General features: G+C 65.1%; 22 protein-coding genes. 10 read left to right on the top strand and 12 right to left on the bottom strand.

Annotation, left to right across the window (positions count from 1 at the left end; genetic code table 11):
- Positions 1 to 327 precede the first annotated feature (327 nt).
- Both adhP and acs read left to right on the top strand, forming a co-directional pair.
- Positions 328 to 1,350 carry an alcohol dehydrogenase AdhP gene (gene adhP / locus ABD742_RS10795; protein WP_234754653.1) on the top strand — a complete coding sequence of 341 codons (1,023 nt, stop codon included), beginning with the start codon at positions 328 to 330 and terminating at the stop codon, positions 1,348 to 1,350.
- An 84-nt stretch (positions 1,351 to 1,434) separates the two neighbouring features.
- Positions 1,435 to 3,462, top strand: a complete 2,028-nt coding sequence (acs, locus tag ABD742_RS10790) for an acetate--CoA ligase (RefSeq protein WP_344787897.1) — start codon at positions 1,435 to 1,437, stop codon at positions 3,460 to 3,462.
- A 90-nt stretch (positions 3,463 to 3,552) separates the two neighbouring features.
- Here the strand turns inward: acs and ABD742_RS10785 are convergent, their stop codons facing one another.
- From ABD742_RS10785 to ABD742_RS10750, 8 genes are all read right to left on the bottom strand, one after another.
- Positions 3,553 to 4,140: an adenylate kinase gene (locus tag ABD742_RS10785; protein WP_234753733.1), complete on the bottom strand. Its 588-nt coding sequence runs from the start codon at positions 4,138 to 4,140 to the stop codon at positions 3,553 to 3,555.
- A 64-nt stretch (positions 4,141 to 4,204) separates the two neighbouring features.
- Positions 4,205 to 5,728 (bottom strand): acetaldehyde dehydrogenase ExaC, encoded by a 1,524-nt coding sequence (gene exaC, locus ABD742_RS10780; protein ID WP_234753732.1) that lies wholly within the window; start codon positions 5,726 to 5,728, stop codon positions 4,205 to 4,207.
- 104 nt (positions 5,729 to 5,832) lie between these two features.
- Positions 5,833 to 7,077, bottom strand: coding sequence for a vWA domain-containing protein (locus ABD742_RS10775; RefSeq protein WP_234753731.1), 1,245 nt, complete (start codon positions 7,075 to 7,077; stop codon positions 5,833 to 5,835).
- Complete coding sequence (locus ABD742_RS10770; protein WP_234753730.1) at positions 7,070 to 8,014, bottom strand: AAA family ATPase; 945 nt, start codon at positions 8,012 to 8,014, stop codon at positions 7,070 to 7,072. Before ABD742_RS10770 ends, ABD742_RS10775 begins: the two co-directional genes overlap by 8 nt.
- The gene (locus ABD742_RS10765; protein WP_234753729.1) at positions 7,998 to 8,939 is read right to left on the bottom strand and encodes an XdhC family protein; all 942 of its coding nucleotides are present in this window, start codon (positions 8,937 to 8,939) and stop codon (positions 7,998 to 8,000) included. Before ABD742_RS10765 ends, ABD742_RS10770 begins: the two co-directional genes overlap by 17 nt.
- 1 nt (position 8,940) lies before the next feature.
- Positions 8,941 to 11,334, bottom strand: a complete 2,394-nt coding sequence (locus ABD742_RS10760) for an aerobic carbon-monoxide dehydrogenase large subunit (protein ID WP_234753728.1) — start codon at positions 11,332 to 11,334, stop codon at positions 8,941 to 8,943.
- The gene (locus ABD742_RS10755) at positions 11,331 to 11,855 is read right to left on the bottom strand and encodes a (2Fe-2S)-binding protein (RefSeq protein WP_234753727.1); all 525 of its coding nucleotides are present in this window, start codon (positions 11,853 to 11,855) and stop codon (positions 11,331 to 11,333) included. Before ABD742_RS10755 ends, ABD742_RS10760 begins: the two co-directional genes overlap by 4 nt.
- A 5-nt stretch (positions 11,856 to 11,860) precedes the next feature.
- Positions 11,861 to 12,739, bottom strand: coding sequence for an FAD binding domain-containing protein (locus ABD742_RS10750; RefSeq protein ID WP_234753726.1), 879 nt, complete (start codon positions 12,737 to 12,739; stop codon positions 11,861 to 11,863).
- Between the two features lie 291 nt (positions 12,740 to 13,030).
- Between ABD742_RS10750 and ABD742_RS10745 the strand changes: the two genes are divergently transcribed.
- From ABD742_RS10745 to ABD742_RS10725, 5 genes are all read left to right on the top strand, one after another.
- Positions 13,031 to 13,636 (top strand): DUF1326 domain-containing protein, encoded by a 606-nt coding sequence (locus ABD742_RS10745; protein ID WP_234753725.1) that lies wholly within the window; start codon positions 13,031 to 13,033, stop codon positions 13,634 to 13,636.
- A gap of 94 nt (positions 13,637 to 13,730) precedes the next feature.
- On the top strand, positions 13,731 to 13,934 hold the full coding sequence (locus tag ABD742_RS10740) for a hypothetical protein (protein ID WP_234753724.1): 204 nt from the start codon (positions 13,731 to 13,733) through the stop codon (positions 13,932 to 13,934).
- A gap of 99 nt (positions 13,935 to 14,033) precedes the next feature.
- Positions 14,034 to 15,203 (top strand): carboxylate-amine ligase, encoded by a 1,170-nt coding sequence (locus ABD742_RS10735; protein WP_234753723.1) that lies wholly within the window; start codon positions 14,034 to 14,036, stop codon positions 15,201 to 15,203.
- Between the two features lie 49 nt (positions 15,204 to 15,252).
- Positions 15,253 to 15,705, top strand: a complete 453-nt coding sequence (locus tag ABD742_RS10730) for a DUF1003 domain-containing protein (protein ID WP_234753722.1) — start codon at positions 15,253 to 15,255, stop codon at positions 15,703 to 15,705.
- A gap of 66 nt (positions 15,706 to 15,771) precedes the next feature.
- Complete coding sequence (locus ABD742_RS10725) at positions 15,772 to 16,887, top strand: AI-2E family transporter (protein WP_234753721.1); 1,116 nt, start codon at positions 15,772 to 15,774, stop codon at positions 16,885 to 16,887.
- A 46-nt stretch (positions 16,888 to 16,933) separates the two neighbouring features.
- Here ABD742_RS10725 and ABD742_RS10720 read toward each other — a convergent pair whose 3' ends face one another.
- Entirely contained in the window at positions 16,934 to 18,247 is a 1,314-nt protein-coding gene (locus ABD742_RS10720) for an alkaline phosphatase family protein (RefSeq protein WP_234753720.1), read from the bottom strand.
- An 89-nt stretch (positions 18,248 to 18,336) separates the two neighbouring features.
- Positions 18,337 to 18,921, bottom strand: coding sequence for a histidine phosphatase family protein (locus ABD742_RS10715; RefSeq protein WP_234753719.1), 585 nt, complete (start codon positions 18,919 to 18,921; stop codon positions 18,337 to 18,339).
- Positions 18,922 to 19,081: 160 nt separating this feature from the next.
- On the opposite strand from ABD742_RS10715, the gene ABD742_RS10710 reads away from it, so the two are divergent.
- A complete protein-coding gene (locus ABD742_RS10710) occupies positions 19,082 to 20,740 on the top strand; it encodes a phosphodiester glycosidase family protein (RefSeq protein WP_234753718.1) in 1,659 nt (552 codons plus the stop codon).
- 33 nt (positions 20,741 to 20,773) lie between these two features.
- Here the strand turns inward: ABD742_RS10710 and ABD742_RS10705 are convergent, their stop codons facing one another.
- Complete coding sequence (locus ABD742_RS10705) at positions 20,774 to 21,745, bottom strand: magnesium transporter CorA family protein (protein WP_234753717.1); 972 nt, start codon at positions 21,743 to 21,745, stop codon at positions 20,774 to 20,776.
- Between the two features lie 145 nt (positions 21,746 to 21,890).
- On the opposite strand from ABD742_RS10705, the gene ABD742_RS10700 reads away from it, so the two are divergent.
- Positions 21,891 to 22,067: a CsbD family protein gene (locus tag ABD742_RS10700; protein ID WP_236818202.1), complete on the top strand. Its 177-nt coding sequence runs from the start codon at positions 21,891 to 21,893 to the stop codon at positions 22,065 to 22,067.
- A gap of 172 nt (positions 22,068 to 22,239) precedes the next feature.
- Positions 22,240 to 22,644 (top strand): hypothetical protein, encoded by a 405-nt coding sequence (locus ABD742_RS24455; protein ID WP_486303532.1) that lies wholly within the window; start codon positions 22,240 to 22,242, stop codon positions 22,642 to 22,644.
- Here the strand turns inward: ABD742_RS24455 and ABD742_RS10690 are convergent.
- Positions 22,553 to 24,145, bottom strand: coding sequence for an AMP-binding protein (locus ABD742_RS10690; protein WP_234753715.1), 1,593 nt, complete (start codon positions 24,143 to 24,145; stop codon positions 22,553 to 22,555). The genes ABD742_RS24455 and ABD742_RS10690 overlap by 92 nt on opposite strands.
- Between the last annotated feature and the right edge of the window lie 19 nt (positions 24,146 to 24,164).

Raw genomic sequence — 24,164 nt, 5'->3', positions numbered from 1 at the left:
CTAATAGTCCCGAACCGACTTGTTACTTGCGAGAGCGAGCAAACGGCGGCCCTTTCACGCGGGCAGATTCGAGGCCCCAATATTCTTAAGGCCGACGCCGCGTGACTAAATGACGGCTTAGGCGCGGAATCCGAGCGTGGAACGTGCAGGTGCATGTGAACTGACTCACAAGGCTGCAACCTGCTCGCAACCCTCCCGCCCCTAGGCTGAAGCCAACGCTCCATCGACCTGCTCGCAACGGGGCTCGCGATGGTTGTGTTTCGGCCCCAGACGCCCAAATTTCATGCTCCATTTGCTCCACGCTTTAACGACGCAAGGATTTCGCCAATGACGACGACAATGCAAGCAGCCGTAGTAACTGAATTCGGTAAAGACCTTCAGATCCAGTCCCTTCCCATTCCTGTTCCCGGCCGGGGGGAAGCACTGGTCAGGGTCATGACCACCGGGGTGTGCCACACGGACCTGCACGCCGCGGAGGGGGACTGGCCGGTCAAGCCCTCGCCGCCGTTCGTGCCCGGCCATGAAGGCGTGGGCGAGGTGGTGGCCCTCGGTGAGGGCGTCACGGACCTGGCCGTCGGGGATCTGGTGGGCAACGCCTGGCTCTGGTCCGCCTGTGGCGATTGCCAGTTCTGCCGGACGGGTTGGGAAACGCTCTGTGAGGCCCAGAAGAACGCCGGCTACAGCGTGGACGGCTCCTTCGGGGAGTACATGCTGGTGGACAGCCGGTTCGCCGCGAGGATTCCGGCAGGGTCGGACCCGGTGGAGGTCGCCCCGGTGCTGTGCGCCGGGGTCACCGTGTACAAGGGGTTGAAGATGACCGAGGCCAGGCCGGGCCAGTGGGTCACCATTTCCGGGATCGGCGGCCTGGGGCACATCGCGGTCCAGTACGCGGTGGCCATGGGATTGCGGGTCGCCGCGGTGGACATCGCCGACGACAAGCTCGCCCTCGCCAAAAAACACGGCGCCGAGCTCACGGTCAACGCGTTGCACGAGGATCCCGCGGAAGTCATCCAGCGGGAAACCGGAGGCTGCCACGGCGTCTTGGTCACGGCGGTGCACCCCTCGGCGTTCGGGCAGGCGATCGGCATGGCCAGGCGCGGCGGGACGATCGTGTTCAACGGACTCCCGCCGGGAGACTTTCCTGCGCCGATTTTCGAGATTGTTCTCAAGGGCCTGACGGTCCGCGGCTCGATCGTGGGAACGCGCCAGGACCTGGAGGAAGCGCTGGATTTCTATGCGCAGGGCAAGATCCACCCGACCGTGTCCACGCGGGAACTCTCCGAGGTCAACGCGGTCCTTGACGAAATGAAGCACGCCAAGATCGACGGCCGCGTGGTCATCAAGTACTGATCGAATTCAGCCGCGGAGGATGCTGGGACATCGGCTCGTGTGCATTTCAACAGAACAGCTTAGTGAGACCTAAGGAGCTTAGCTATGTCCAACGCCCGCACCGAAGCACCGTACAGGCCACCTCATCCCGGCGATGCCCTTGAAAATCTTCTCCATGAGAACCGGAAGTTCGCGCCGACCCCGGAGTTCGCCGCGAACGCGGTCGTCGGCGCCGGGGTGTATGCGGAGGCGGAGGCGGACCGGCCAGGGTTCTGGGCCAGGCAGGCCCGGGAGCTGCTGGACTGGGACACGGACTTCAGCCAGGCCCTGGACTGGTCCGAGCCGCCGTTCGCGAAGTGGTTCGTCGGCGGGCAGGTCAACGCCGCGTACAACGCCCTGGACCGGCACGTCGAAAACGGGCTCGGGGACCGGGTGGCCATCTTCTTCGAGGGCGAACCCGGCGACACCCGGACCTACACGTACGCGCAGCTCACCGAGGAGGTGAAGCGGTGCGCGAACGCCTTCGAATCCCTGGGCGTGGTCAAGGGGGACCGGGTGGCCGTGTACCTGCCCATGATCCCGGAAGCGGTGATCACGATGCTGGCCTGCGCCCGGATCGGGGCCGTGCATTCGGTGGTGTTCGGCGGTTTCTCCGCCGACGCCCTGCGCTCCCGGATCGATGACGCCGAAGCCACACTCGTGGTGACCGCGGACGGCACGTACCGGCGTGGCAAGCCCAGCCCGCTCAAGCCCGCCGTGGACCAGGCCCTGGCCAAGCCAGGACATTCGGTGGAGCACGTCGTGGTCGTCAGGCGCAACGGCGAACCCGTGGACTGGGTCCAGGGCCGGGACCGGTGGTGGGAGGACACCGTCGGGACCGCGTCGGGGGAGCACACCGCCGTCGGGCATGATGCCGAACACCCTTTGTTCATCCTGTATACCTCCGGGACCACGGGCAAGCCCAAGGGCATCCTGCACACCACCGGCGGGTACCTGACCCAGACCGCGTACACGCACAGGGCGGTCTTCGACCTGCACCCGGACACGGACGTGTTCTGGTGCACCGCCGACGTCGGCTGGGTCACCGGACACTCCTACGTCGCCTACGCCCCCCTGGTCAACGGCGCCACCCAGGTCATGTACGAAGGCACCCCGGATTCCCCGCACCAGGGCCGCTGGTGGGACATCGTTCAAAAGTACAAGGTCTCCATCCTCTACACCGCCCCCACCGCGATCCGGACCTTCATGAAATGGGGCAAGGAGATCCCGGCCCGGTACGACCTGTCCTCGATCCGGGTCCTGGGCTCCGTGGGCGAACCCATCAACCCCGAAGCCTGGATGTGGTACCGGGAGGTCATCGGCTCCAACGCCGGCAGGAACGGCGAAAAAAAGGAACACCCTGCCCCGATCGTGGACACCTGGTGGCAGACCGAAACCGGCGCCCAGATGATCGCACCCCTGCCCGGGGTCACCGCGACCAAGCCCGGCTCCGCGCAGGTCCCGGTGCCGGGCATCGCGATCGACGTCGTGGACGAGACCGGCCAGTCCGTCCCGGACGGGCACGGCGGCTACCTCGTGGTCCGCGAACCCTGGCCCGCGATGCTGCGCGGCATCTGGGGAGACCCGGAACGGTTCAAGGAGACCTACTGGTCCCGCTTCGAGGGCATGTACTTCGCCGGGGACGGGGCCAAGAAGGACGAGGACGGGGACATCTGGCTCCTGGGCCGGGTCGATGACGTCATGAACATCTCCGGGCACCGGCTCTCCACCACCGAAATCGAATCCGCCCTCGTCTCCCACCCCGCCGTGGCCGAAGCCGCCGTCGTCGGGGCCGCCGACGAAACCACCGGCCAGGCCGTCGTCGCGTTCGTCATCCTGCGTGAATCCGCCCCGTCGGGACAGGACAGCGGCGACGCCACCATCGCCGAGCTCCGCAACCACGTCGGCAAGGAAATCGGCCCCATCGCCAAACCCCGGCACATCCTCGTGGTCCCCGAACTGCCCAAAACCCGCTCCGGCAAAATCATGCGCCGCCTCCTCAAAGACGTCGCCGAAGGCCGCGAACCCGGCGACGCCACCACCCTCTCCGACCCCACCATCATGGCCCAGATCGCGCAATCACTGAAGAAATAGGCACCACAGGTCGGCCCTGCCGGATTCCGTTGAGGGAATCCGACAGGGCCGATTACTGTTCCGGGATCATTGATGCCGGTGGTTCCGGAACTACCGTCCGCCGGCGATGGACACCCTGCTTGGGCTTTCGATGGCGCCCATTAGCTTGTCGGTGACATCCTCGATCCCGCCGTGGCCATCAACCTTTCTCAGTATGCCGCGCTCTGCATACTTGGCCACTACGGCTTCGGTCTGCTCGTGGTAAAGGTCCAGCCGGTGGCGGATAACGGCTTCGTTGTCATCGCTGCGGCCGGTCTCCTTGGCGCGGCCCAGCAGGCGGTGGACCAGTTCGTCATCATCGGCGGTCAGCTGCAGGACAACGTCAAGCTCCTGCTCACCGGTGGCGAGGATCTCATCGAGGTAGTCCACCTGTGATGTGGTGCGGGGGTAACCGTCCAGCAGGAAGCCGTTTTCGACGTCGTCCTCGCTGAGGCGGCTGCGCACCATTTCATTCGTCACGCTGTCCGGCACGAAATCTCCGGCGTCCATGTACTTCTTGGCTTCGATGCCAAGGGGCGACCCGCCCTTCACGTTGGCGCGGAAGATGTCCCCGGTGGAGATCGCAACGACGCCGAGGCGTTCGGAGATCCGTTCCGCCTGCGTGCCCTTGCCGGAACCGGGCGGGCCAATAATCAGCATTCTCGTCATTCAAGTAGCCCTTCGGTGCAGTTGTTGAAAACTTGCTGTGCTCGTCGATCAGGCCTTAGAAGAATCCGAGCTTGTTTTCGCAGTGGCTGACCAGGAGGTTTTTGGTCTGCTGGTAGTGGTCCAGCATCATGGCGTGGTTCTCGCGGCCGATGCCGGAGGACTTGTAGCCGCCGAACGCAGCGCCGGCCGGGTAGGCGTGGTAGTTGTTGACCCACACCCGGCCAGCCTGGATTTCCCGGCCTGCACGGTAGGCAACGTTGCCGTTGCGCGACCAGACACCGGCGCCGAGGCCGTAGAGCGTGTCGTTGGCGATACTGATGGCGTCGTTGTAGTCCGTGAAGCGCGCAACGGAGACGACCGGGCCGAAGATTTCCTCCTGGAAGATCCGCATTTTGTTCTCGCCCTCGAAGATAGTGGGCTGGACGTAGAACCCGCCGGCAAGGTCCCCGTCAAGCTCCGTCGGTGCACCGCCGGCCAGGATCTTGGCGCCCTCTTCGAGCCCGATGTCGATGTAGGAGAGTATCTTCTCCATCTGGCCTACCGAGGCCTGGGCACCGATCTGGGTGTTGGTGTCCAGAGGGTTGCCCTGGATGATCTTCTGCGTCCTGGCCACGGCGTCGGCCATGAAGGAATCGTAGATACCGTCCTGGACGAGGGCGCGGGACGGGCTGCTGCAGACTTCGCCTTGGTTGAAGGCATACAGGGTGAAGCCCTCGAGCGACTTGTCGTAGAAGACGTCGTTGGATTCGGCAACATCGTTGAAGAAGATGTTCGGGCTCTTGCCGCCGAGCTCCAGCGTGACGGGGATCAGGTTGGCGCTGGCGTACTGGCTGATCAGGCGCCCGGTGGAGGTCTCGCCCGTGAAGGCAATCTTGCGGATCCGCGGACTGGAGGCCAGCGGCTTTCCCACTTCCGAGCCGAAGCCGTTGACGATGTTCAGCAGTCCCGGGGGCAGAAGATCCGCGATGAGTTCCGCCAGGACCAGGATGGAGGCCGGGGTGTTGGAGGCGGGCTTAAGAACCACCGCGTTGCCCGCCGCCAGCGCGGGAGCCATCTTCCAAACGGCCATGAGGATAGGGAAGTTCCACGGGATGATCTGCCCCACCACGCCGAGCGGCTCGTGGAAGTGGTAGGCCGTGGTGTCTTCGTCCAGCTGGGATAGCCGGCCTTCCTGTGCCCGGATAGCGCTTGCGAAGTACCGGAAGTGGTCTGCCGCGAGCGGGATGTCCGCGTTCAGGGTTTCGCGGATGGGCTTGCCGTTGTCCCAGGTTTCGGCGACGGCCAGCATCTCGAGGTTGGCATCGATCCGGTCGGCGATCTTGTTCAGCGCCGCAGCGCGCTCAGTAGCTGATGTCTTGCCCCACGCCGGTGCAGCCTTGTGCGCGGCGTCCAGGGCGAGCTCAACGTCCGCAGCAGCGCCGCGAGCCACCTCGGTGAATTGCTTCCCGTTCACCGGGGAGACGTTCTCGATGTATCGGCCGGTAGTTGGAGCCACCCATTCTCCGCCGATCCAGTTCTCGTAGCGGTCCTTGAACTGGACCTTGGATCCTTCTTGGCCGGGCTGTACATAAACAGTCATGGTCACTCCTCTGGAAAACAGACGTCTTCGTCCTGGCCCCCATGCTAGGGGTTCAAAGGTTGCGACCAGGCTGCAATGGGGCCCGCGGACCTACTGACGTTGCGCTACCCCTGCTTCCTTGCCGGGCGTGACCGCCCGGCGCGAATGGCGGTTGCGGCTTCCGTCAAGGCTGCGTAGTTGTGCCCACTGATGAAGGCATCGCAGTAGGGCAGTGCAGCGGCCATGCCGCCCGCCAACGGTTGGTAGTCCGTGCGGGCCTTCCTCGGATTGACCCAGACGATCCGGTAGGCGAGCCGCCGCAGCCGCGCCATCTGGGCGTCCACCAGTTCCGGCGCGTCCTGGGCCCAACCGTCGGAGAGCACCACAATGACCGCGCCCCTCGCCAAGCCGCGGCGTCCGTGGCCATCGATGAAGCGCCGGAGGCTCTCCGCGAGCCGGGTGCCGCCTGCCCAGTCCGGGGCGGCGGCGGCTCCCAGGGCCAGGGCTCTATCTGCGTTCCGGTTCGAAAGCTGCCGGGTGAGCCTGGTCAACCGCGTGGAAAACACGAACGCCTCGGCCTGGGCACCGGCCACGGCGCCCTGTAGCAGGGCAAGGAAGACTTGTGTGTACGGTTCCATGGAGCCGGATACATCGCACAGGAACACCAGGCGGCGCGGACGCTGACGACGGCGGGCATAGACCAAGGAGCTTGCGTCGCCGCCGGTGCGCCGAGCGGCGCGGATGGTGCGCCGGAGGTCGAGCTTTGCACCGCTGTGTGCCCATTGGCGTGTCCGGCGGCTTCGGCGCTCCGGGGTGGCCAGCACGATACGCCGCACCAGCTGGCGCACGCGGGCAGCTTCTTCGGGGGTGAGCTCGGCGAAGGACTTCTCATGCAGATGCTCGTCAGGGGAAGCCATGGCCAGGATTGCCTCGAACCCGGGTGCGTTGGATTCGTCATCGTTCGCTAGGCCGGGGGCGGCGACGGGCGCCCGCGACGCCGGGACGCGACCGTCGGCATGAGCCGGCGGTCGTTCGCTTGGAGCCGCACGGGTGCGCTCCTCCGCGCCGATCGGCGGTGCACTGTTGGCATCGCCGCGGGTGTCTGCCGGATCGAGCATCCCGTCGAATGCGGCCGAAAAGACGGCGTCGAATACCGGCAGTTGTTCGTGCGAGGAGACGAGCGCCACCCGGCACGTCCAGTACAGCGGCTCACGGGCAGCAGGGGGAACGATCCTGAGGGCCTGGGCCAGCCAGGCTGCGCGGTCCGGGGAGCTCGGCAGCCCGGCACGGCGCAGCGCCGTGCTGAAGCCCACCGCCAACGCCGCAGCATCGACGCCGGCCCGGCCATCCCTGGGCGCATACTCAGTCATGGCCGCCGGCCACCCACGCGGGTCCACGGGCCCAGGCAATGTCCAGATCGTCGCGATTCTTCAGGACCGAGCCCCAGGTCTGTTTCACCGCAGCCGGGTCCAGTCGTTCGACGCCAAGCACCGTGAGGGCCGACACCCAGTCGATTGCCTCCGCGATACCCGGGGGCTTGGCCATGTCCAGGGACCGCAGCCTCGTGATGGCCGCTGCGGCATCCAGGGCGAGCGGATCGGCGCTCCCGGGCACCCTGCGGCGAACGATCGCGGCGATGCGCTCCGGCCGGGGGTAGTCAATCCAGTGGTAGAGGCAGCGCCGGGTCAATGCGTCGTGCAGGTCCCTGGTCCGATTGGAGGTCAGGACGACGACTGGCGGGTGCGTGGCGCGGATGGTGCCCAGCTCCGGAATCGTCACGGCGGCCTCGGCGAGCAGCTCGAAAGTGAAGGCCTCGAACTCCGCGTCGGCCCGGTCGATCTCGTCCAGCAACAGGACGGCAGGACGCGGGCCGGGATGCTCGATCGCCTTCAGCAGCGGGCGGCGCAACAAATACTGTTCCCCGAAAAGGTCGGCCTCCTCCACACGGACATCCCGGACTTCAGCCAACCGGATGCCCAGGAGTTGGCGTTGGTGGTTCCACTCGTACAGAGCCTCGCCCACGTCGATGCCCTCGTAGCACTGCAAGCGATACAGGGGAGTGTCGAGCACCTTGGCCAGCGCCTTCGCCGCCTCGGTCTTCCCGACGCCGGCCTCTCCCTCCAGCAGGATGGGTTGGGGCAAGCGGATGGACAGGAACAATGCGGTCGCCAGTCCGACGTCGGCAAGGTAGTCGCCGTCGTCGAGCGCGGACATGAGCGCGGAAACGTCCGGGACAAGACGGCGCACCTCGTCTTCCGCACCTGCCCGCACCGGTCCGGCGGTCCGGGGCTCACGAGGCAGTGGCATAGCGTTCCGGATCGGCGAGGAAGGCCCTCCTGCATCCAGCGGAACAGAAGTAGTACGTCGTCCCGGCGTACTCGGCGTGCAGCGTAGACTCCACAGCCGCAACGCTCATGCCGCAGACGGGGTCTACGGCACTCGCGGGCTCGGCGTTCGCCGGCACTGGATCCACCGTCGCAGTCTCCGGCGTCGTGGTGTCTACAGCCCGGCCAAGGTGGCGCACGGACACAAGCTCCGCCAGAATCGACAGCGCGATCTCGGCAGGCGTCCGGCCGCCCAGCAGCAGCCCGGCCGGGCTGTGCACCCGCGCGCGCTGGTCGTCGTCGACGTCGAGTGAGGCCAGGACGGCGGCGCCGCGCGTGCGGCTGGCGACCAGGGCGACGTATGGCACCCCTAGCCGGAGTGCGGCCTCCAACGCGGGCTCCTCGTCCCGGCCCTGCGACGCGACGATAAGGGCGGCGTCGTCGGCCCGCGGTTCCGCGGCCGTTCCGTCGGTGAGTTCCATGTCCAAGTCGAGGATGGCACCCAAGGCGCCCAAGGCCTGTGCCACGGGGGTCGCGCCGACCACGACCACCCGGGGAGCGGGCATCTGCGGCTCGAGGAAGATCTCCACCGCCCCGCCGCTGAGGCAGGGGTTTGCGACCTCCACGGCGCCCTCCTCGCGGGTGCGGGACGGTTCGCCGGGGACGACGCGCAACAGGAGGGGTTCGTGCTTGGACAGCGTCTGCAGGCCGTATTCGCGCACCGAGGCCTCGACGCAGGTGCCGCCAAGGAACCCGTCGATTTCCCCGTTGGCCAGCACAAGGGCCGTGTCCCCGGCGTGCGCGCTGGTGGGGTGCTGCGCGCGCACCACCGTGGCACGCACAAACGGTTCCCGGCGTTCTACAAGTTCCTGCGCCCTCGCCGCCAGGGCTTCTCCGTGCAGGGGCATGTCACACCGGGGGCCTGGCCCGGCCCTGCATGGCCTCCCACACCCGGGCCGGTGTGCACGGCATATCCATGTGCGTAACTCCATATGGCGTCAAAGCATCCACGATGGCGTTGACGATGGCCGGCGGGGAGCCGACCGTGGCGGATTCGCCGATGCCTTTGGCGCCGATGGGGTGGTGCGGCGACGGCGTGACGGTAAACCCGGTCTCCCAATCCGGGACTTCCATCGCCGTGGGGATGAGGTAATCCATGAACGAGCCGCTGAGGCAGTTGCCCTCCTCGTCGAACGCGATGATCTCCATGAGCGCCATCCCGACGCCGTCGGTCAACCCGCCGTGGACCTGGCCTTCGATGATCATCGGGTTGATCCGGGTTCCGCAGTCGTCCACCGCGATGAAGCGCCGGACCTTGACGTGGCCGGTCCCGGCGTCGACGTCCACGACGCAGATATAGGCGCCGAACGGGAACGTCAGGTTGGGAGGGTCATAGGTCACCTCCGCATCGAGGTTGCCATCGATGCCCTCCGGAAGGGCCACGGTTCCGTGGGCGCCGAAGGCGATCTCGGCGATCGTCTTGCCGGCGCTTGGATCGCCCTTGACGAACCAGCGGCCCTTTTCCCACTCGAGGTCCTCGGGCCGGGTCTCAAGCATCGCCGCGGCAATAAACCTCGCCTTGTCCCGGACCTTCCGCGCCACAAGCGCCACTGCGCCGCCGCTGACCGGCGTCGACCGGCTGCCGTACGTGCCCAGGCCGAACGGTGTTTGGTCTGTGTCGCCGTGAACAACGTCGATGCTCTCCGGCGGGATGCCGAGCTCCTCGGCCACGATCTGGGCGAAAGTGGTTTCGTGGCCCTGCCCCTGGCTCTGCACCGAGATCCTGACGACGGCCTTGCCCGTGGGATGGACGCGGAGTTCGGCGCCGTCGGCCATGCCGAGTCCGACGATGTCGAAGTGTTTGCGCGGTCCGGCGCCGACGGTCTCGGTGAAGAAGGAGACGCCGATGCCCATCAGTTCGCCGCGCTCCCGCTTTTCGAGTTGCTCGCGCCGGAGATCCTCGTAGCCGGCCATTTGCATGGACAAGCGCATGGCAGGCTCGTAGTTGCCCGAGTCGTAAACCCAGCCGGTCTTGTTGGCGTAAGGAAATTGTTCCGGCTTGATGAAATTCTTCAGCCGGAGCTCTGCCGGATCCATCTCCAGTTTCCGTGCCAGGATGTCCACCATGCGCTCCACCAGGTAGACCGCTTCCGTCACCCGGAAGGAACAAGCATAGGCCACGCCGCCTGGGGCCTTGTTGGTGTAGACACCCGTGACCTTGCAGTAGGCCGCCTTCAGGTCGTAGCTCCCGGTGAAGATGGAGAAGAAACCGGCCGGGTTCTTGGTGGGCTGTGCGGTGGCATTGAAGGCGCCGTGGTCTGCCAGGACGTTGGTCCGGACTGCCAGGATCTTGCCTTCCTTGGTGGCTGCGATCTCGCCCTGCATGATGTAGTCGCGGGCGAACGACGTCGACATCAGGTTTTCCGAGCGGTCCTCCACCCATTTCACCGGCTTGCCGGTGACTATCGAGCCGACGACGGCCAGAATATAGCCGGGATAGATGCCCACCTTGTTGCCGAAGCCTCCGCCGATATCGGGGGAGACGATCCGGATCTTGTGCTCCGGAATGCCGGCGACTATCGCATACAGGGTCCGGTGGGCATGCGGGGCCTGGGTTGTTTCGTAGAGGGTCAGCCTGCCGTCGACCGGGTCGAAGTCCGCGACGGCGCCGCAGGTTTCCATGGGTGCCGGGTGCACGCGCGGATACACGACCTCTTGGGCCACGACGACGTCGGCATTGGCAAAAACCGCCTCGGTTTCAGCCGCATCGCCGATCTCCCAATCGAAGATCCGGTTGTCCGTCCGGCCCTCGATATCGTCACGGATGACCGGCGCGCCGGGGTCGAGGGCGCGGCGCGCATCAATCACCGGCGGAAACATGTCGTATTCGACATCGATCAGCTCCAGGGCGTCGCGCGCGGCGTAACGGTCCTCTGCGACCACGAAGGCTACCTCCTGGCCCTGGAACCGGACCTTGTCCGTGACGAGCACTGCCTGGACGTCCGCCGACAGGGTAGGCGCCCACGCAAGGTTGAGAGCCTGCAGGTCCTTGCCGGTGATGACGGCGAGGACCCCGGGATGCGCCAACGCTTCGGTGGTATCTATTGAAACCAGCCGGGCATGCGCGACGGGTGCGCGCAGGATGGCTCCATGCAGCATGCCGGGCAGCACGATGTCGTCGAGGTAATGGCCCTTGCCGCGGACGAACCGCGGGTCCTCCTTGCGCTGGAGGCGGCCGAACCCGATCGGGCGGCCCGGGTCTCCGGCCGCAGGGTTGGGTGCATGCTCCTGGACGGTGGTCATGCCGTCACCTCTTCTTCGATGGTCCCTCCGGCACCGCCGTCGCCCGTCCCGGCGTCCGCGCCGAGTGGGTGGGCTGCCGCCCATTGCACCGAGCGGACAATGGTCGCGTAACCGGTGCACCGGCAAATCTGGCCGGAAATGGCTTGGCGGATCTCGGCGTCGTCGGGATGCGGGTTGCGGTCCAACAGGGCCCTGGCGGTGAGCATCATGCCCGGCGTGCAGAATCCGCATTGCAGGCCGTGTTCCTCCATGAACCCCTGCTGCACGGGATCGAGCGTGCCGCCGGCGGCGAGTCCTTCGACGGTCCGGATGTCGTGTCCATCGGCCATGGCTGCCAGCACGGTGCACGATTTCACCGGCTGGCCGTCCATCAACACGACGCAGGTTCCGCAGTTGCTGGTGTCGCATCCCCAGTGCGTGCCGGTCAATCCAAGGTTTTCGCGGATGAAGTGGACCAGCAACACGCGGGGTTCGATCTCCCGGGTCACCCTGTCCCCGTTGACCGTCATGCTGATCTGCATTGCCTTCAGCCTTCCTGTGCACCTGCGGCGCGTGCACAAGCACGGCGCAGGACCCTGCGGGTGAGTTCGTCGGCCAGATGCCGTTTGTAGTCGATGGGTCCACGCTGGTCGTCGACCGGGTGGCAGGCGGCGGCTGCGATGCGTCCGGCTTCGACGAACAGGTCTTCATGCGGCTGCTGTCCGCGAAGCACGGCTTCGGCTTCGGGGACGGTGCCGTCCAGTCCGACCGCTGTCAGCCCGATTGCGGCCTCTTCCACTGTGCCGTCCGAAGAAAGCCCGACGGCGGCCCCGGCCGCGACGACTGCCCAGTCACCGACCCGGCGTTCCACCTTTTCATAGGCGCTGCCCGAGCGCGGGCGGATCGCAAAGCGGACTTCGTACAACAGCTCGTTCTGAGCCACGGCCGTCTCGTAGGGGCCGCGGTGGAAGTCGGACATGGCGACGATCCGTTCGCCGTCGGGCCCGCGGATCACGGCCTGGGCACGCAGGACGTCGCAGACAGTAGACAGGTCTTCGGCCGGATCCGCTTGGCAGAGCGAGCCGCCGATCGTGCCGCGGTTGCGGACCACAGGGTCCGCGATCACCTGCTCGGCGTCGCGAATTATCGGAAAGAGCTCGGCGACGTCGGTGGACTCGAGGAGCGCTGTGTGGCGGGTTAGTGCGCCCACACGCAACTGGTCACCTTCCCGGCGGATGAATTCCAGTTCCGCCAGGTCGTTGATGTCGATCAGCCACTCGGGCCGCGCCAGGCGAAGCTTCATCATCGGCAGCAAACTGTGTCCGCCTGCGATGATGCGCGACTCGGGACCATGGCGTTCGAGGAGGGCCAGCGCGTTTGCGACGTCGCTCGCGCGCTCATAATCAAATGGAGCCGGAATCTGCATTGTCCACCCCTTAGGGCCAGACGTCCTGCAGGTCGTAGGACGCGGACCTATGATCAGTCTTGCCCGGGTCATTGTGGGTGTCAACATGGTCAAGGGGGCAAGATCACGGCCGTTTTGACTTGTAAAAGAATTCTCCAAGCGGTGTCCTTTTCGTGACGTCCCGCCCGTCGTCATAGGCTGTGGCCGATCGAGGTACGACCCATGGATCCGTGAGCGATGCTGAGAGCGTTGACACTGTTCTGGGCCGCGAGGAGACTTTTCCTGGGGATGCCTCGCCGAAAGGAGCCCCAGATGTCGTGGCACGTCGAGGGTACGTATTTTGAGAATTGCAATTGCGACATGGTCTGCCCGTGTTCCACTTCAGGGCTGACCGCGCCGGCGGATAACGATCGCTGCAACGTGGCCTTGGCCTTTCATGTGGACACCGGTGAGGTGAATGGTGTCGATGTCGGAGGCCTGACCGTCTGCGTCGTCGCGGATACGCCCGCCCTCATGAGCGACGGGGGATGGAAGCTCGGTGTCCTGATGGATGCCGCCGCCTCAACCGAGCAGGCGGAAGCGCTCGGTGCCGTCTTCGGTGGCCAGCTGGGCGGACCGATGGAAGGCCTCACACCGTTGATCGGTGAAATGGCGGGAATGGAGTCCCTCGAAATCGCCTACACCGAGGACGGGCGTTCGCACCAGGTCCGCATTGGCAGCGCTGTCGACATGGTTGTGGAGGACTTCGTGTCTCCGCTGGATGCCACGGGACTCGGAGTGAAAATCAGCGGGATAGGATTCCCGGCGGACACCCTGGCGGCCGGCACGTCCAGCACGGCCCGCGTGGACGTGTTCGGGATGACGTGGGATAACGCCGGAAAAAACTCCTTCTCGGCTCCCTTTGCATGGTCAGCCTAGGTGCCGCTCCTGGCCTTTACAGGACCGCGGTCCTGTGAAGGCCGACTGTGCCTCACAGGAGTAGCGTTTGCCGTGGCTGACGATAGGGGTCCACATGAGCTATAAGTATCGAACCGTCCGGGTTCGCGGCACCGAGTTAGTAGGAACCATAGCGAGAAAACACGGCAGTGCGCCGGAGATCTACGAAACTTCGAAGGACGCGAACACATCGGTAGTTCCCGTGTTTTTCGAGGCAACGGGCGAGATCCGCTTCTTCGACAGGTCAATGCTGGAGGACGTCGTGACGCCGGCCAGATGACAGCAATCGCGCCCCCTCGGAACTGACAAGAGACGTTTGATTTTAGAGGTCCTGCGACTTGTGGTCGCTGGCGGCCTTTTTGTGGCCCACACTTGGCAAGTGCGTACTTTTGGTGTTGAAGAAGAATTCCTGATCGTCGATCCTGTCAACGGCAGCCCCGTGCCTCTCGCTGGCGATGTATTGCGCCTTCATAGCGCCGGTCCCCAGGGGGTAGCTCCTCCTTTCCGCCCGACGTTGGCGATCGAGCTTCAGCAGGAGCAAGTCGAAGTCATCACCTCGCCGCACAGCAGCCTGGGTGCACTCGCCGCTGAAATACGTGCTGGACGCTCTTACGCCGATTCGCTTGCCCGGAAGGCGGGTGCGAGAATTGCCGCCCTCGCGACGTCGCCGCTGGCGGTCACTCCGCATGCAACAAACACCGAGCGCTACGACGCACTCCTGGAAAAGTTCGCTTTGACTGCCAGAGAGCAGCTGACCTGCGGGTATCACGTCCATGTTTCCGTTGATTCGGATGAGGAAGGCGTCGCAGTGCTGGACCGGATCAGGTCCTGGCTTCCCGTGCTGACTGCACTTAGCTCGAATTCACCGTTCTGGAACGGGGCCGACAGCGGTTACGCCAGTTTCCGGACCCAAGCCTGGAACCGATGGTCCAGCGCCGGTCCCACCGATGTCTTCGGATCTGCCGCGGCTTATCACTCCTTGGTGGCGGAGCTGTCGGGAACGGGGGTGGTCATGAGCCCGGATTTCGATGCTCGCCTGTCCGCCCGGCACCCCACAGTCGAGATCCGCGTTTCGGATGTTTGCCTCGATGCCCGGGATACCGTCCTGATTGCGGCCTTGGTGCGTGCCTTGGTGGACACTGCCGCCAGGGAATGGAAATCCGGACAACGGCCGGACATGGTTTCTGCCGCTGTCCTGCGCCAGGCCACGTGGCGGGCTAGCCGGTTCGGCCTGCACGGAGAGCTGCTCGACCCGAAAACGCACAAGCCCGACACCGCAAGGCATGTCCTCGCCGCACTGCACTCCCACGTCCGCGATGCCCTCGAAGAGACCGGGGACGGACTCTACGCCAAGGAGGGATTGCAGAGGATCTTCAGCCAAGGCACGGGAGCCGCCCGGCAACGGCAAGCCCACCAACGCACCGGCAGTCTCGCCGGAGTCGTCGCATATGCAACGGGCGTCACCCACCTCGAACCCGTTGATCACCAGCACACCGGCGAACCGTACCTCAGGTCAGACGCAGGGACTGCCGCGCTCGTTGCGAGCTAGCCGTCGGGCAAAATTGCGGCTCCATCGGAGTGCGCCGTTAGGGTGGGGCATGAGCGATACGGGAACGACCTGGCACGAAAACCACAAGGAATCACTGACGAAGGGTCAACGCGCCGCGGATGTCATGCGGAACGGGATGGGCAGTTGGCCATTCGTCGGCGGCTTTGTCGGGTTCATGATCCTCTGGGCAGCCATCAACAGCTGGGCGTTGGCGAACAACGCCTGGGATCCGTATCCGTACATTTTGTTGAATCTCTTCCTCTCGATGCTGGCAGGGCTGCAGGGAGCCATCCTTCTCATCGCCGCCAAGCGTCAGGATGCGATTGCCGCGGTGATGTCCCGGCACGATCATGACACCAACGTGAAATCCAAAGAGGAGATCGATCTGCTCATGGCCATCAACAGTCAGCAACTGGAGATCCTCCGGGAACTGCAGGTGCTTGCAGCCGCAGGGAACGTCAGGATCGCTACACCTGTGGGCAAGGGCTCAGACCGTTCTTAATGCACCACGTCTTTATGCACCTCGGCGGGGCATTCACTGCCGGAAACAGGACCAGGAAGGAACCCAATGACTGAAAGCAACAATTCGCCGAACAAGCCCACGATGTCAGCGATCTGGTCCGACGGCCTGGGCCGCGCCGGGATCCGTTCAGGGCAGATGCTCCTGGTCATCACTCTGGCGTCGGTGATTTTGTGGGCGATGACTAGCGTGCCTCTGGTCATGATCCCGGTCACGATCGCGCTCATTCTTGCCTCGGCGATCTCGCCCCTTGTGCGTTGGCTGACTGCTCACCGGTGGCCGCGGGCCCTCGCTGTCGCAGCGTCGTTCGTGGGGATCCTTGCAGTCTTCGGCGGAGTCATCACCGGAATCGTCTTTCTTATCAGGGCGCAATCCAAGGAGCTTGCCGTGAAATTCACCGCCGGCATAGACCAATTGCACCAATTCCTGAACAACGGACCCTTCAAAGTCAGCGACGAGCAACTCCGCTCCGTGGCCGATTCCATCCAGCGCTTCTTCACGAGCAGTAGCTTCGGTGCCGAAGCGCTGACCGGCGCCCGTACGGTCGGTGAAATCCTGGCTGGCTTGGTTCTTATGGTGGTGATCTTGTTCTTCTTCCTCAAGGACGGCGAGAAGATCAGGAACTTCCTCTTCGGATTCCTTCCGGCGGCCCACCGAGCGAAGGCCCACCTGGCTGCGGAACGAAGCGCCACCGTTCTGGGGGGCTATGTTCGGGGCACTGCTCTCATCGCAGCAGTGAACGGCGTCATCATAGGGACAATGCTCGCCATCCTCGGTGTCCCTCTAGCCCTGCCCCTTGGTGTTTTTGTCTTTATCGGCGGGTTCATTCCCATCATTGGTTCCACTGCGGCCGGCACCCTGGCTGTGGGTGTCGCCCTGATCTCGAACGGTCCGGTGACGTCCCTCATCGTCCTCGCTGTCCTCGTCGCAGCCAACCAGCTTGAGCACCATTTCCTTCAATCCGTTTTGATGGGCAAGGTCCTGAGCATTCATGGACTGGCCATTTTGCTGGCCTTGGCCGTCGGCACGATGCTCGCAGGCATTATCGGCGCCTTGCTGGCCGTACCGACGGCCGCCGTCGCGTGGACTGCCATCAAGACGTGGACCGGGCGCGGAGACGTGGCGCAAGCTGGTATCGGCCCCGCCGAAGGAACCGTGGCCTGAACAGGACTCACGCAGCCAAAGCCCGGTCCTAAGCTTGCACCCGATCCTACGCTTGCGCTAGGAGCTCGTCGCGCAATTGCTCCAGGTGGGACGGCTGTTCCGCCAACGCCCGTGTGGTCGGCGGGGGAGTAGGTGCCTGAACCCCCGCGAGGGGGTCGTCGGTCCGGGGGACGGCGAGGCTCAAGGCACCGCCGACGTCGGGCGCCACTGCATCACGGCGGGTGAGTGCCGGCAGATTCCAACGATGTTCGATGGTGGCAAGGATGCTCGTGTGATCGAGCGGGACAGAACCGGAAGCTCGAAACACGGTGCCGGCGGGGGTGAGCGGACTGATCAGTACCGTTGGTACCCGGAGCCCGAAACGGGTGAAATCGAAACCGAATTCCCCCGGGGTGTCGTCCGGCGGCGTCGCGTCCCAAGGCGGCGCGACGTGGTCGTAGCATCCCCCGTGTTCGTCATACGTGATGATGAGCAGGGTGGAGTCCCAGGCCGGCCCATCGCGGACGGCGCGATAGACCTCGAGCAGGAACTGCTCACCGAGAGCGACGTTGTAGTTGGGGTGTTCGCTGTTGCCCGTCGAGGACCAGGACGGCTCAAGGAAAGCGTATGCGGGGAGCTTCCCGGCTGCCGCGTCGGCTTGGAAGTCCGTGAACAGGCCAATGTTCGACGCCGGAGCGTGCCGGGTGTCGTCGAAGTCGAGTTTCGTCAGGGGCTGCTTGGTTTCGCCGTAGATCTTCCAGGGGATGCCGTGGTTGCCCAAGTGCCCGAAGATGCTCGGCACGGTGAACCGCTTGGCCTTGTCATCCAAGTTGCCCTGGCTGGTGCCGGCGCAGGCGAAGGCCCGATTGGGCATCGTCATGGTGGGAGCTGACGCGAACCAGGCGTCGCACACGGCGAATCCCTTCGCCATCGCCGACAACACGGGCAGTGTCTGAGGGGTGAAGCAGCCCATGATCATGTGCTCGGTTGTTCCCGGCACCACATGCCAGCCCTTGGCTCGGTTGTCTTTGATGGCGCCGGCATAGTTGGTCACAAAACCGGTCATGGAGGGAATTGTCCCCACTTTCGGCGCGCCGGCGCTGCCATGGAGCTGCTCGTTCGTTGCCTGGTACCCCTCTCCGGGGTCGGCGCCCGGCATGAAATAGACGTCGGGGGTCGAGGGAGTCAGCTGATAGACCTCAACCGGACTGCCATCGGAGCCGGGGCAGGACTCCGTGCCGGTAAGGCCCTCGAACGGGTCCCCCACGGGAGATACATTGGCGGAATCGGCGTAGAGGTATCCGAGCATGTGATCGAACGATCGGTTTTCAAGCATCAAGACGACGATGTGCTGGACGGAGTTGAGACCTGTTACCGCCACGGTGAACATCCCCTTCGAAGAGTTCCTGTCAGTGCTGAACAGTCTCCCACGCCGCTGTCCTGGTGGATATGCCTTGGGCTGGGTTCTGCTCAGGCGGGAACGGCAGCCATGACGGGTTCACCGTTGAAGTATTCGAGCTGCCAGCCGTCTATGGCATGGTGGTGGGCGAGGTTGAGCACGGCGTTGTCGATGCTGTCCAGAGTGCGGGCGACGGCGCGGCCGAGGCTCAAGCGGAGGAGCGTCCCGTGGGCGACAACAAGGACGCGGCGGCCGTGGAACTCTTCGGCCAGCGCCTCCAGCGCGGCCAGACCGCGGGAGGCTGCCTCCTCCTCGCTTTCCGCGCCGCGGAAGCCACCAGGAATACGCAGCGCGTCCAATTCAGGTCCTGCTTGCAGGCCCTCCGCAGCTCCAAAGCGGCGCTCGGTGAGCTCCGGCACGCGCCGGTCCACACTGAGCCCCAGCCCTGCGGCGATCAGCTCGGCGGTTTCCGCGGCCCGGCTCAGCGGTGACGAAACAATGACGTCCCACTCGTAACCGGACAGGACGGCGACGGCGTCGCGGGCCTGGCCGCGGCCGACGTCGTTCAGCGGAATGTCGGTGGATCCCTGCAGCCGGCGCTGGGCATTCCAGTCTGTCTGACCGTGGCGGACGAGGGCGAACGTAGTAAGGGGCATGCCTTCCATTCTGCCTTGGGATAGTTCCGTGGGGAGCCAATGCTGCTTCTTGGGTCGGCCTTTCGACTGCAAGTGAACGTGGCATGAAGGTTCGGTCAACAGGGTTCGCGAAACCGGAAAACCGGCCCGGGCGACGGTCCAGTCTTTATACGGTGGACCCATGAATGCCTCCCTAAAACGTCGCAGTGCCCTCACTGGCGGGCTCGTTCTGGCCGTCTTTTCAGCGCTCCTCAGCCCCGTGGGCCCCACTCATGCGGACGATGTCCGGAAAAGTGACAACAGCACGGGTCAGGGTGCCCACCTCAACCTTGGCGCCGCTGACCTCCCCGAGAACCGGACAATGACTACCCTCGCCCCCGGCGTCACGCTCACCAAAATCAGCCGGGGCGGAGCTGACTCTTCGCTCTTCTGGACCGCCGAAGTGGCCATCCCGGCTGATTCGCCGGACCCGGACGCTCCGACGTCGGCGCTCTCAAGCCAGGTCACTGCGCAGCACACGGCCGACAAGCTCAAGGCCGCCGGCGTCGATGCCCGCGTTGAACATGTCCAGTCGCCGCAGCTTGCCGACGCAGGAGGCGATCTGGGCTACCGGGTCCGCGCCGACCATCTCGGCGCGCAGGCCGACGGCGCCTCCGTCGTCGCCAAGATCAAGGCCGCCGGTTTTGCCTCCTCAGTGATCTACACGGGTTGGGACGGCGACTCCGAGACCAGCACGAAGACGCGCGGACCGTGGAATCTCGACGTCATCACGATCGACCCCGGGAAGTACCAGGGCCAGCTCGCCGCCTCGTTCGGTCCGGATCTGGAGAAGCGGGAGACCACCAGCCAGCTGGCCTCCGACGCCCACGCCCTCGCCGCTGTGAACGCAGGCTTCTTCGTCTTCGACCCGAAGGCCGGTGCCGAAGGCGACCCCGCCGGGGCCGGGGTCTACGGAGGCAAGACTCTCAGCGAAGCCGTAGCGGACCGCCCGGCCCTCGTCATCGACGGAAAGAAAAATGCCACCAGCATCCAGCGATTGACCTGGGCGGGGAAAATATCGTCTTCCTCCGGGGAAGCGCCCTTGGACGGCATCAACCGGGTACCTGGCCTGATCCGCAACTGCGGCGGCGCCAACGACCTGCCTACCTCAGCTCCGCTCCAGGACGTCACCTGCACGAACTCCAACGAGCTCGTCACGTTCACACCGGAGTTCGGGCAGTCCACGCCTGCCGGTCCGGGCCTTGAAGTGATGGTGGACAGCCACGACGCCGTTACCTCCATCGCCGAAACCCGTGGCGCGGCCGTCCCTGCGGGCGGACACACCATCCAGGCCACCGGAACTGACGTCGCACGGCTCCGCGCACTCGCTCCTGTCGGCACGAAGCTGAAAATCGACGCCGGACTGCTCGGCCAGGACGGGAAGTCCCTGGACACCAACAAGGCAACGAGCGTCGTCAACGGCGGCCCGTTGCTGGTCAAGGACGGCAGTGAAGACGTCACTGTCCGACATGACGGAATGGTGCATCCCAACGATGGAAACAGCTTCTACTACGGCTGGGTCCACAAGCGGAACCCCCGGACCTTCGCCGGAACCGATGCCCAGGGCAGGACCATGCTTGTCACAGCGGACGGACGCTCGACTACCTCGCTCGGACTGAGCCTGAAGGAAGAGGCCGACGTCGCATTGTCACTCGGCATGGTTCAGGCCATGAACCTGGACGGCGGCGGCTCAACAACAGCCGTTGCCGAAGGGAAGGTGCAGAACAGCCCGTCGGGCGGATCGGAACGCGCGGTCGGGGACGCGCTCCTGGTGCTTCCGGCCCGAAAGGACGAGCAGTAGGACAGGGGCCCTCCATGCGCCAGGGAGTACCAGCTAGATCCAGTCCCGCTTCTTGAACGCCAGGTACAGGAATATTGAACCGCCGGCCATGAGGGCGCTGGACAGCCAGAGGCCGTAATCGCTCTGGAAGCCGAAGAAGGGCACATTCTGCCCGAAGAAGCCGGTCACGGCTGTAGGGACCGCGATGATCGCAGCCCAGCTGGTGACCTTCTTCATGACGAGGTTCATCTGGTTCCCCTGGATGCTGATGTGGGTTTCCAGGATGGTGGTGACCAGGTCGCGGAGCGATTCCGTCCATTCCGAGGCGCGCAGCACGTGGTCGTAGACGTCCTGCAGGAAGGGCTGCATCGCCGGGCTGCAGCCGACCAGGTCTTCCCGCCGGAGGAGGGTGTTGAGGACTTCACGCATGGGCAGGACGACGCGGCGGAGCCGGACGAGGTTCTTGCGGAGTTCGAAGGTCTTCCGCTGAAGCTCGTGGTCGGGGGAGTGGTCCTCGAAAAGTGACTCTTCGAGGGCGTCGATGTAGCCATCGAGTTCCTGGACGGCGTCGAAGTGCCCGTCGACGATCATGTCCAGCAGGCCCCAGAAGAGGAAAGGCACCCCGTGTTGGGCCAGATCGGTTTCGGCGTCCCAGTGCGCCGTCAGCTTGTCGGTGTCGAACTCGGGCCCGTGCACGGTCACCAGGGCATTGTGGGTCACGAATGCCGAGATCTCGACGACGGTCAGTTCCCCGGTGCCAGGCTTTAACGCCGCCTGGTAGGCCGAGAGGAACAGATGGTTCGGGTATCGGTCCAGTTTGGGCCGCTGAAAGTCGTGGACGGCGTCCTCGACGGCGAGTCGATGAAGCCCGTACACGGTTTCGACGCCGAGCAGGTCATCAGCCGTCGGGTTCGTGTAGTCGATCCACAGCACCACGTCATCCTGGCGGGCCAGGGCTTCGATCTCGTGGACCCTGACATCGTCGCGTTCGAGTTTGCCTTCGCGGTATAGCCGTATGAACACCATCCGGCCCATGGTACGGGACGCGTATCCGTGCTTCCTGAGCGGCAAGGTTTCGCTGCCGGGGCGTGCCTTTGCTGTAGTTCCGTCCCTACAATTAAGTGCGGCCTTGCGGTGTCCTGCCGCGGGCCGCCGACTAAGGAGAGCCATCATGGGTTGGGGTGAGAGGTTTCATCACGCTGCCGGGAAACTCCACGGCAAGGCCACGGAAGCGGCCGGCGAGGCCACCGGCAATGACCGGCTGAAGGCTGAGGGCAAGTCCCGTCAGGTCAGGGCCGATCTGAAGCTGGCAGGCGAAAAGATCAAGGGCGCCTTCAGGAAGCACTAGTCCGCAGGCGCCGATAGCAGGGCGCGGGCCATTCGGCCCGCGCCCGCGTCATGTTCCGATACTTTTTTCCAGCACTGGACGGGGTCGGTGCGGCCAGCCATGATGAAGGAGGCGCGGGGGCTGGTTCGTCAACCCCAGTTTGCGAGTGGCACCCGCAGGGAGGCGCGCTGACATGAAACGCGAATCGGTGCCGGCGGAGCAGGCGAAATCAGTGGGTTCCCTTGAGCCCAGCGAAACCTTCCTGGCCGAATACTACGCCCAGGTGCCCCCGGAGGACCTGCGGAGCTACAGTCCCGAGACGCTCCGGGCGCCGGCTGCGCACCATCTGAAAGTGGCGTCATCGCGCGCGCCAAGGCAGGCCGCCGTCGGGATCTTGGCTGAACTGGATGCCAGCGTTGTCGCAGAGGTACGGGAGCCTGCGCGTGCCGCCGGCTTCGCGGGGCCAAGCGTAGCCAGGGACAGCGCCAGGGCGCCGATGTGCATCCTCAGGCCCTCGCGCGCAGCTCCCGCCGAAGGATCTTCCCCGACGCAGACTTGGGAATCACATCGACGAACTCCACCGATCGCACGCGCTTGAACGGCGCCACCCGTCCGGCGACGAACTCCATGACATCCCCGTCCCCGAGCTCGGCCCCCGGCTGCCGGACGACGAACGCCTTCGGTACCTCTTCGCCGTCGTCCGCGTGGATGCCGATGACCGCGGCGTCCGCAATCCGGGGGTGGGTAAGCAGGAGCGCCTCGAGCTCAGCAGGCGCGATCTGGTAGCCCTTGTACTTGATGAGCTCTTTGAGCCGGTCGACGATCGTCACGATGCCCTCGGCGGTGACGGTCGCGATGTCGCCGGTACGGAGGAAGCCATCCGGATCGATCGTCGCGGCGGTTGCGTCGGGCCGGTTCAGGTACCCCAGCATGACCTGCGGGCCGCGGACGAGGAGCTGACCGGGAGCGCTCGGTCCTTCGGCCGGGACTTCGATCTCTTCGTCCGTGGCGGGGTCAAGGAGCTTGCATTCCGTGTTCGGCACGGTGTAGCCCACCGAGTCGAGAGGGACGCGCTCGGCGCCGTCGCGCGGGATGGCGTGGGATACGGGGCTCAGCTCGGTCATGCCGTAGCCCTGGAGCATCGTGCACCTGAGCCGGTTCGCAACGGCGTGCCCGAGTTCGCCGTCGAGGGGCGCTGCTCCCGAAAGAACGGCGCGGACGGACGAGAGGTCGTATTGGTCCACTAGCGGATGCTTCGCCAGCGCGACGGCGATGGGCGGCGCGATGAACAGATAAGTACAGCGGTGGTCCTGGGTAATGCGGAGGAATTCGGCGAGGTCGAACTTCGGCATTGTGACGAGCCGGGCCCGCTCGCCGAGGGCGAGATTGAGCAGCACGGTCAGGCCGTAGATGTGGAAGAAGGGCAGGACGGCGAGCAGCACGTCGTCGGGAGTCACGCGGAAGAAGGCGCTCGACTGCGCGACGTTCGCCACGAGGTTGTACTGGCTCAACAGGACCCCTTTCGGCGTGCCGCTCGTGCCCGAGGAGTAGGGTACGACGGCGGCGGCGTGCGGATCGACGCTGAGCGTCGGCGCGGGAAGGCCCGCTTCGAGGACATCCGCGAGCGAGGGATGCCCCGCGGCGGTAGCGGGGTCTCCGCCGTCGAGCACAACAAGCCGTTCCGGCGAGATGCCGGCAGCCACGGCTGCGGCCTCCGCACGCTCAAGGAAGGACGAGACGGTGAAAAGCCAGGAGGCGCCCGCGTCGCTGAGCTGGCTCCCGACTTCATCGGCGGTATACAGCGCGTTGACTGTGGTGACGGCCGCGCCTGCGCGGAGGACCCCGTGGAAGACGACGGCGAACGCCGGCACGTTGGGGCAGAAAAGGCCCACAGTAGTCCCGGGGCCCGCCTCGTGGCTCGCGAGCCAGCCTGCGGTGGCGTCAATTCGGCTGACGAGTTGCCGGTAGGTCATTTCCGCGCCGGACGTGCCGTCCACGAGTGCGATCCGGTCAAGATCCTCGACGCTCAGCCCACCGAACAGATACTCATAAATCGTGACTTCGGGGATCTCGACATCAGCGTACGGGCTGGTGAACATTGCGGCTCCTTCGGCGCAC

The organism is Arthrobacter ramosus (assembly GCF_039535095.1).
Taxonomy (GTDB): domain Bacteria; phylum Actinomycetota; class Actinomycetes; order Actinomycetales; family Micrococcaceae; genus Arthrobacter; species Arthrobacter ramosus.
The sequence above is the reverse complement of the archived record's forward strand: the minus strand, read 5'-3'. Positions and strand labels throughout refer to the sequence as shown.

Excerpts from the sequence above, each read along its gene's own strand:
- ABD742_RS10725 (WP_234753721.1), top strand. The coding sequence starts at position 15,772 with ATGACTGAAAGCAACAATTCGCCGAACAAGCCCACGATGTCAGCGATC.
- ABD742_RS10715 (WP_234753719.1), bottom strand. The coding sequence starts at position 18,921 with ATGCCCCTTACTACGTTCGCCCTCGTCCGCCACGGTCAGACAGACTGG.
- ABD742_RS10750 (WP_234753726.1), bottom strand. The coding sequence starts at position 12,739 with ATGCAGATTCCGGCTCCATTTGATTATGAGCGCGCGAGCGACGTCGCA.
- ABD742_RS10740 (WP_234753724.1), top strand. The coding sequence starts at position 13,731 with ATGAGCTATAAGTATCGAACCGTCCGGGTTCGCGGCACCGAGTTAGTA.
- ABD742_RS10770 (WP_234753730.1), bottom strand. The coding sequence starts at position 8,014 with ATGCCACTGCCTCGTGAGCCCCGGACCGCCGGACCGGTGCGGGCAGGT.
- ABD742_RS10760 (WP_234753728.1), bottom strand. The coding sequence starts at position 11,334 with ATGACCACCGTCCAGGAGCATGCACCCAACCCTGCGGCCGGAGACCCG.
- ABD742_RS10755 (WP_234753727.1), bottom strand. The coding sequence starts at position 11,855 with ATGCAGATCAGCATGACGGTCAACGGGGACAGGGTGACCCGGGAGATC.
- ABD742_RS10705 (WP_234753717.1), bottom strand. The coding sequence starts at position 21,745 with ATGGTGTTCATACGGCTATACCGCGAAGGCAAACTCGAACGCGACGAT.
- ABD742_RS10690 (WP_234753715.1), bottom strand. The coding sequence starts at position 24,145 with ATGTTCACCAGCCCGTACGCTGATGTCGAGATCCCCGAAGTCACGATT.
- ABD742_RS10710 (WP_234753718.1), top strand. The coding sequence starts at position 19,082 with ATGAATGCCTCCCTAAAACGTCGCAGTGCCCTCACTGGCGGGCTCGTT.
- ABD742_RS10745 (WP_234753725.1), top strand. The coding sequence starts at position 13,031 with ATGTCGTGGCACGTCGAGGGTACGTATTTTGAGAATTGCAATTGCGAC.
- ABD742_RS10775 (WP_234753731.1), bottom strand. The coding sequence starts at position 7,077 with ATGACTGAGTATGCGCCCAGGGATGGCCGGGCCGGCGTCGATGCTGCG.
- exaC (WP_234753732.1), bottom strand. The coding sequence starts at position 5,728 with ATGACTGTTTATGTACAGCCCGGCCAAGAAGGATCCAAGGTCCAGTTC.
- ABD742_RS24455 (WP_486303532.1), top strand. The coding sequence starts at position 22,240 with ATGAAACGCGAATCGGTGCCGGCGGAGCAGGCGAAATCAGTGGGTTCC.
- adhP (WP_234754653.1), top strand. The coding sequence starts at position 328 with ATGACGACGACAATGCAAGCAGCCGTAGTAACTGAATTCGGTAAAGAC.
- ABD742_RS10700 (WP_236818202.1), top strand. The coding sequence starts at position 21,891 with ATGGGTTGGGGTGAGAGGTTTCATCACGCTGCCGGGAAACTCCACGGC.
- acs (WP_344787897.1), top strand. The coding sequence starts at position 1,435 with ATGTCCAACGCCCGCACCGAAGCACCGTACAGGCCACCTCATCCCGGC.
- ABD742_RS10785 (WP_234753733.1), bottom strand. The coding sequence starts at position 4,140 with ATGCTGATTATTGGCCCGCCCGGTTCCGGCAAGGGCACGCAGGCGGAA.
- ABD742_RS10730 (WP_234753722.1), top strand. The coding sequence starts at position 15,253 with ATGAGCGATACGGGAACGACCTGGCACGAAAACCACAAGGAATCACTG.
- ABD742_RS10765 (WP_234753729.1), bottom strand. The coding sequence starts at position 8,939 with ATGCCCCTGCACGGAGAAGCCCTGGCGGCGAGGGCGCAGGAACTTGTA.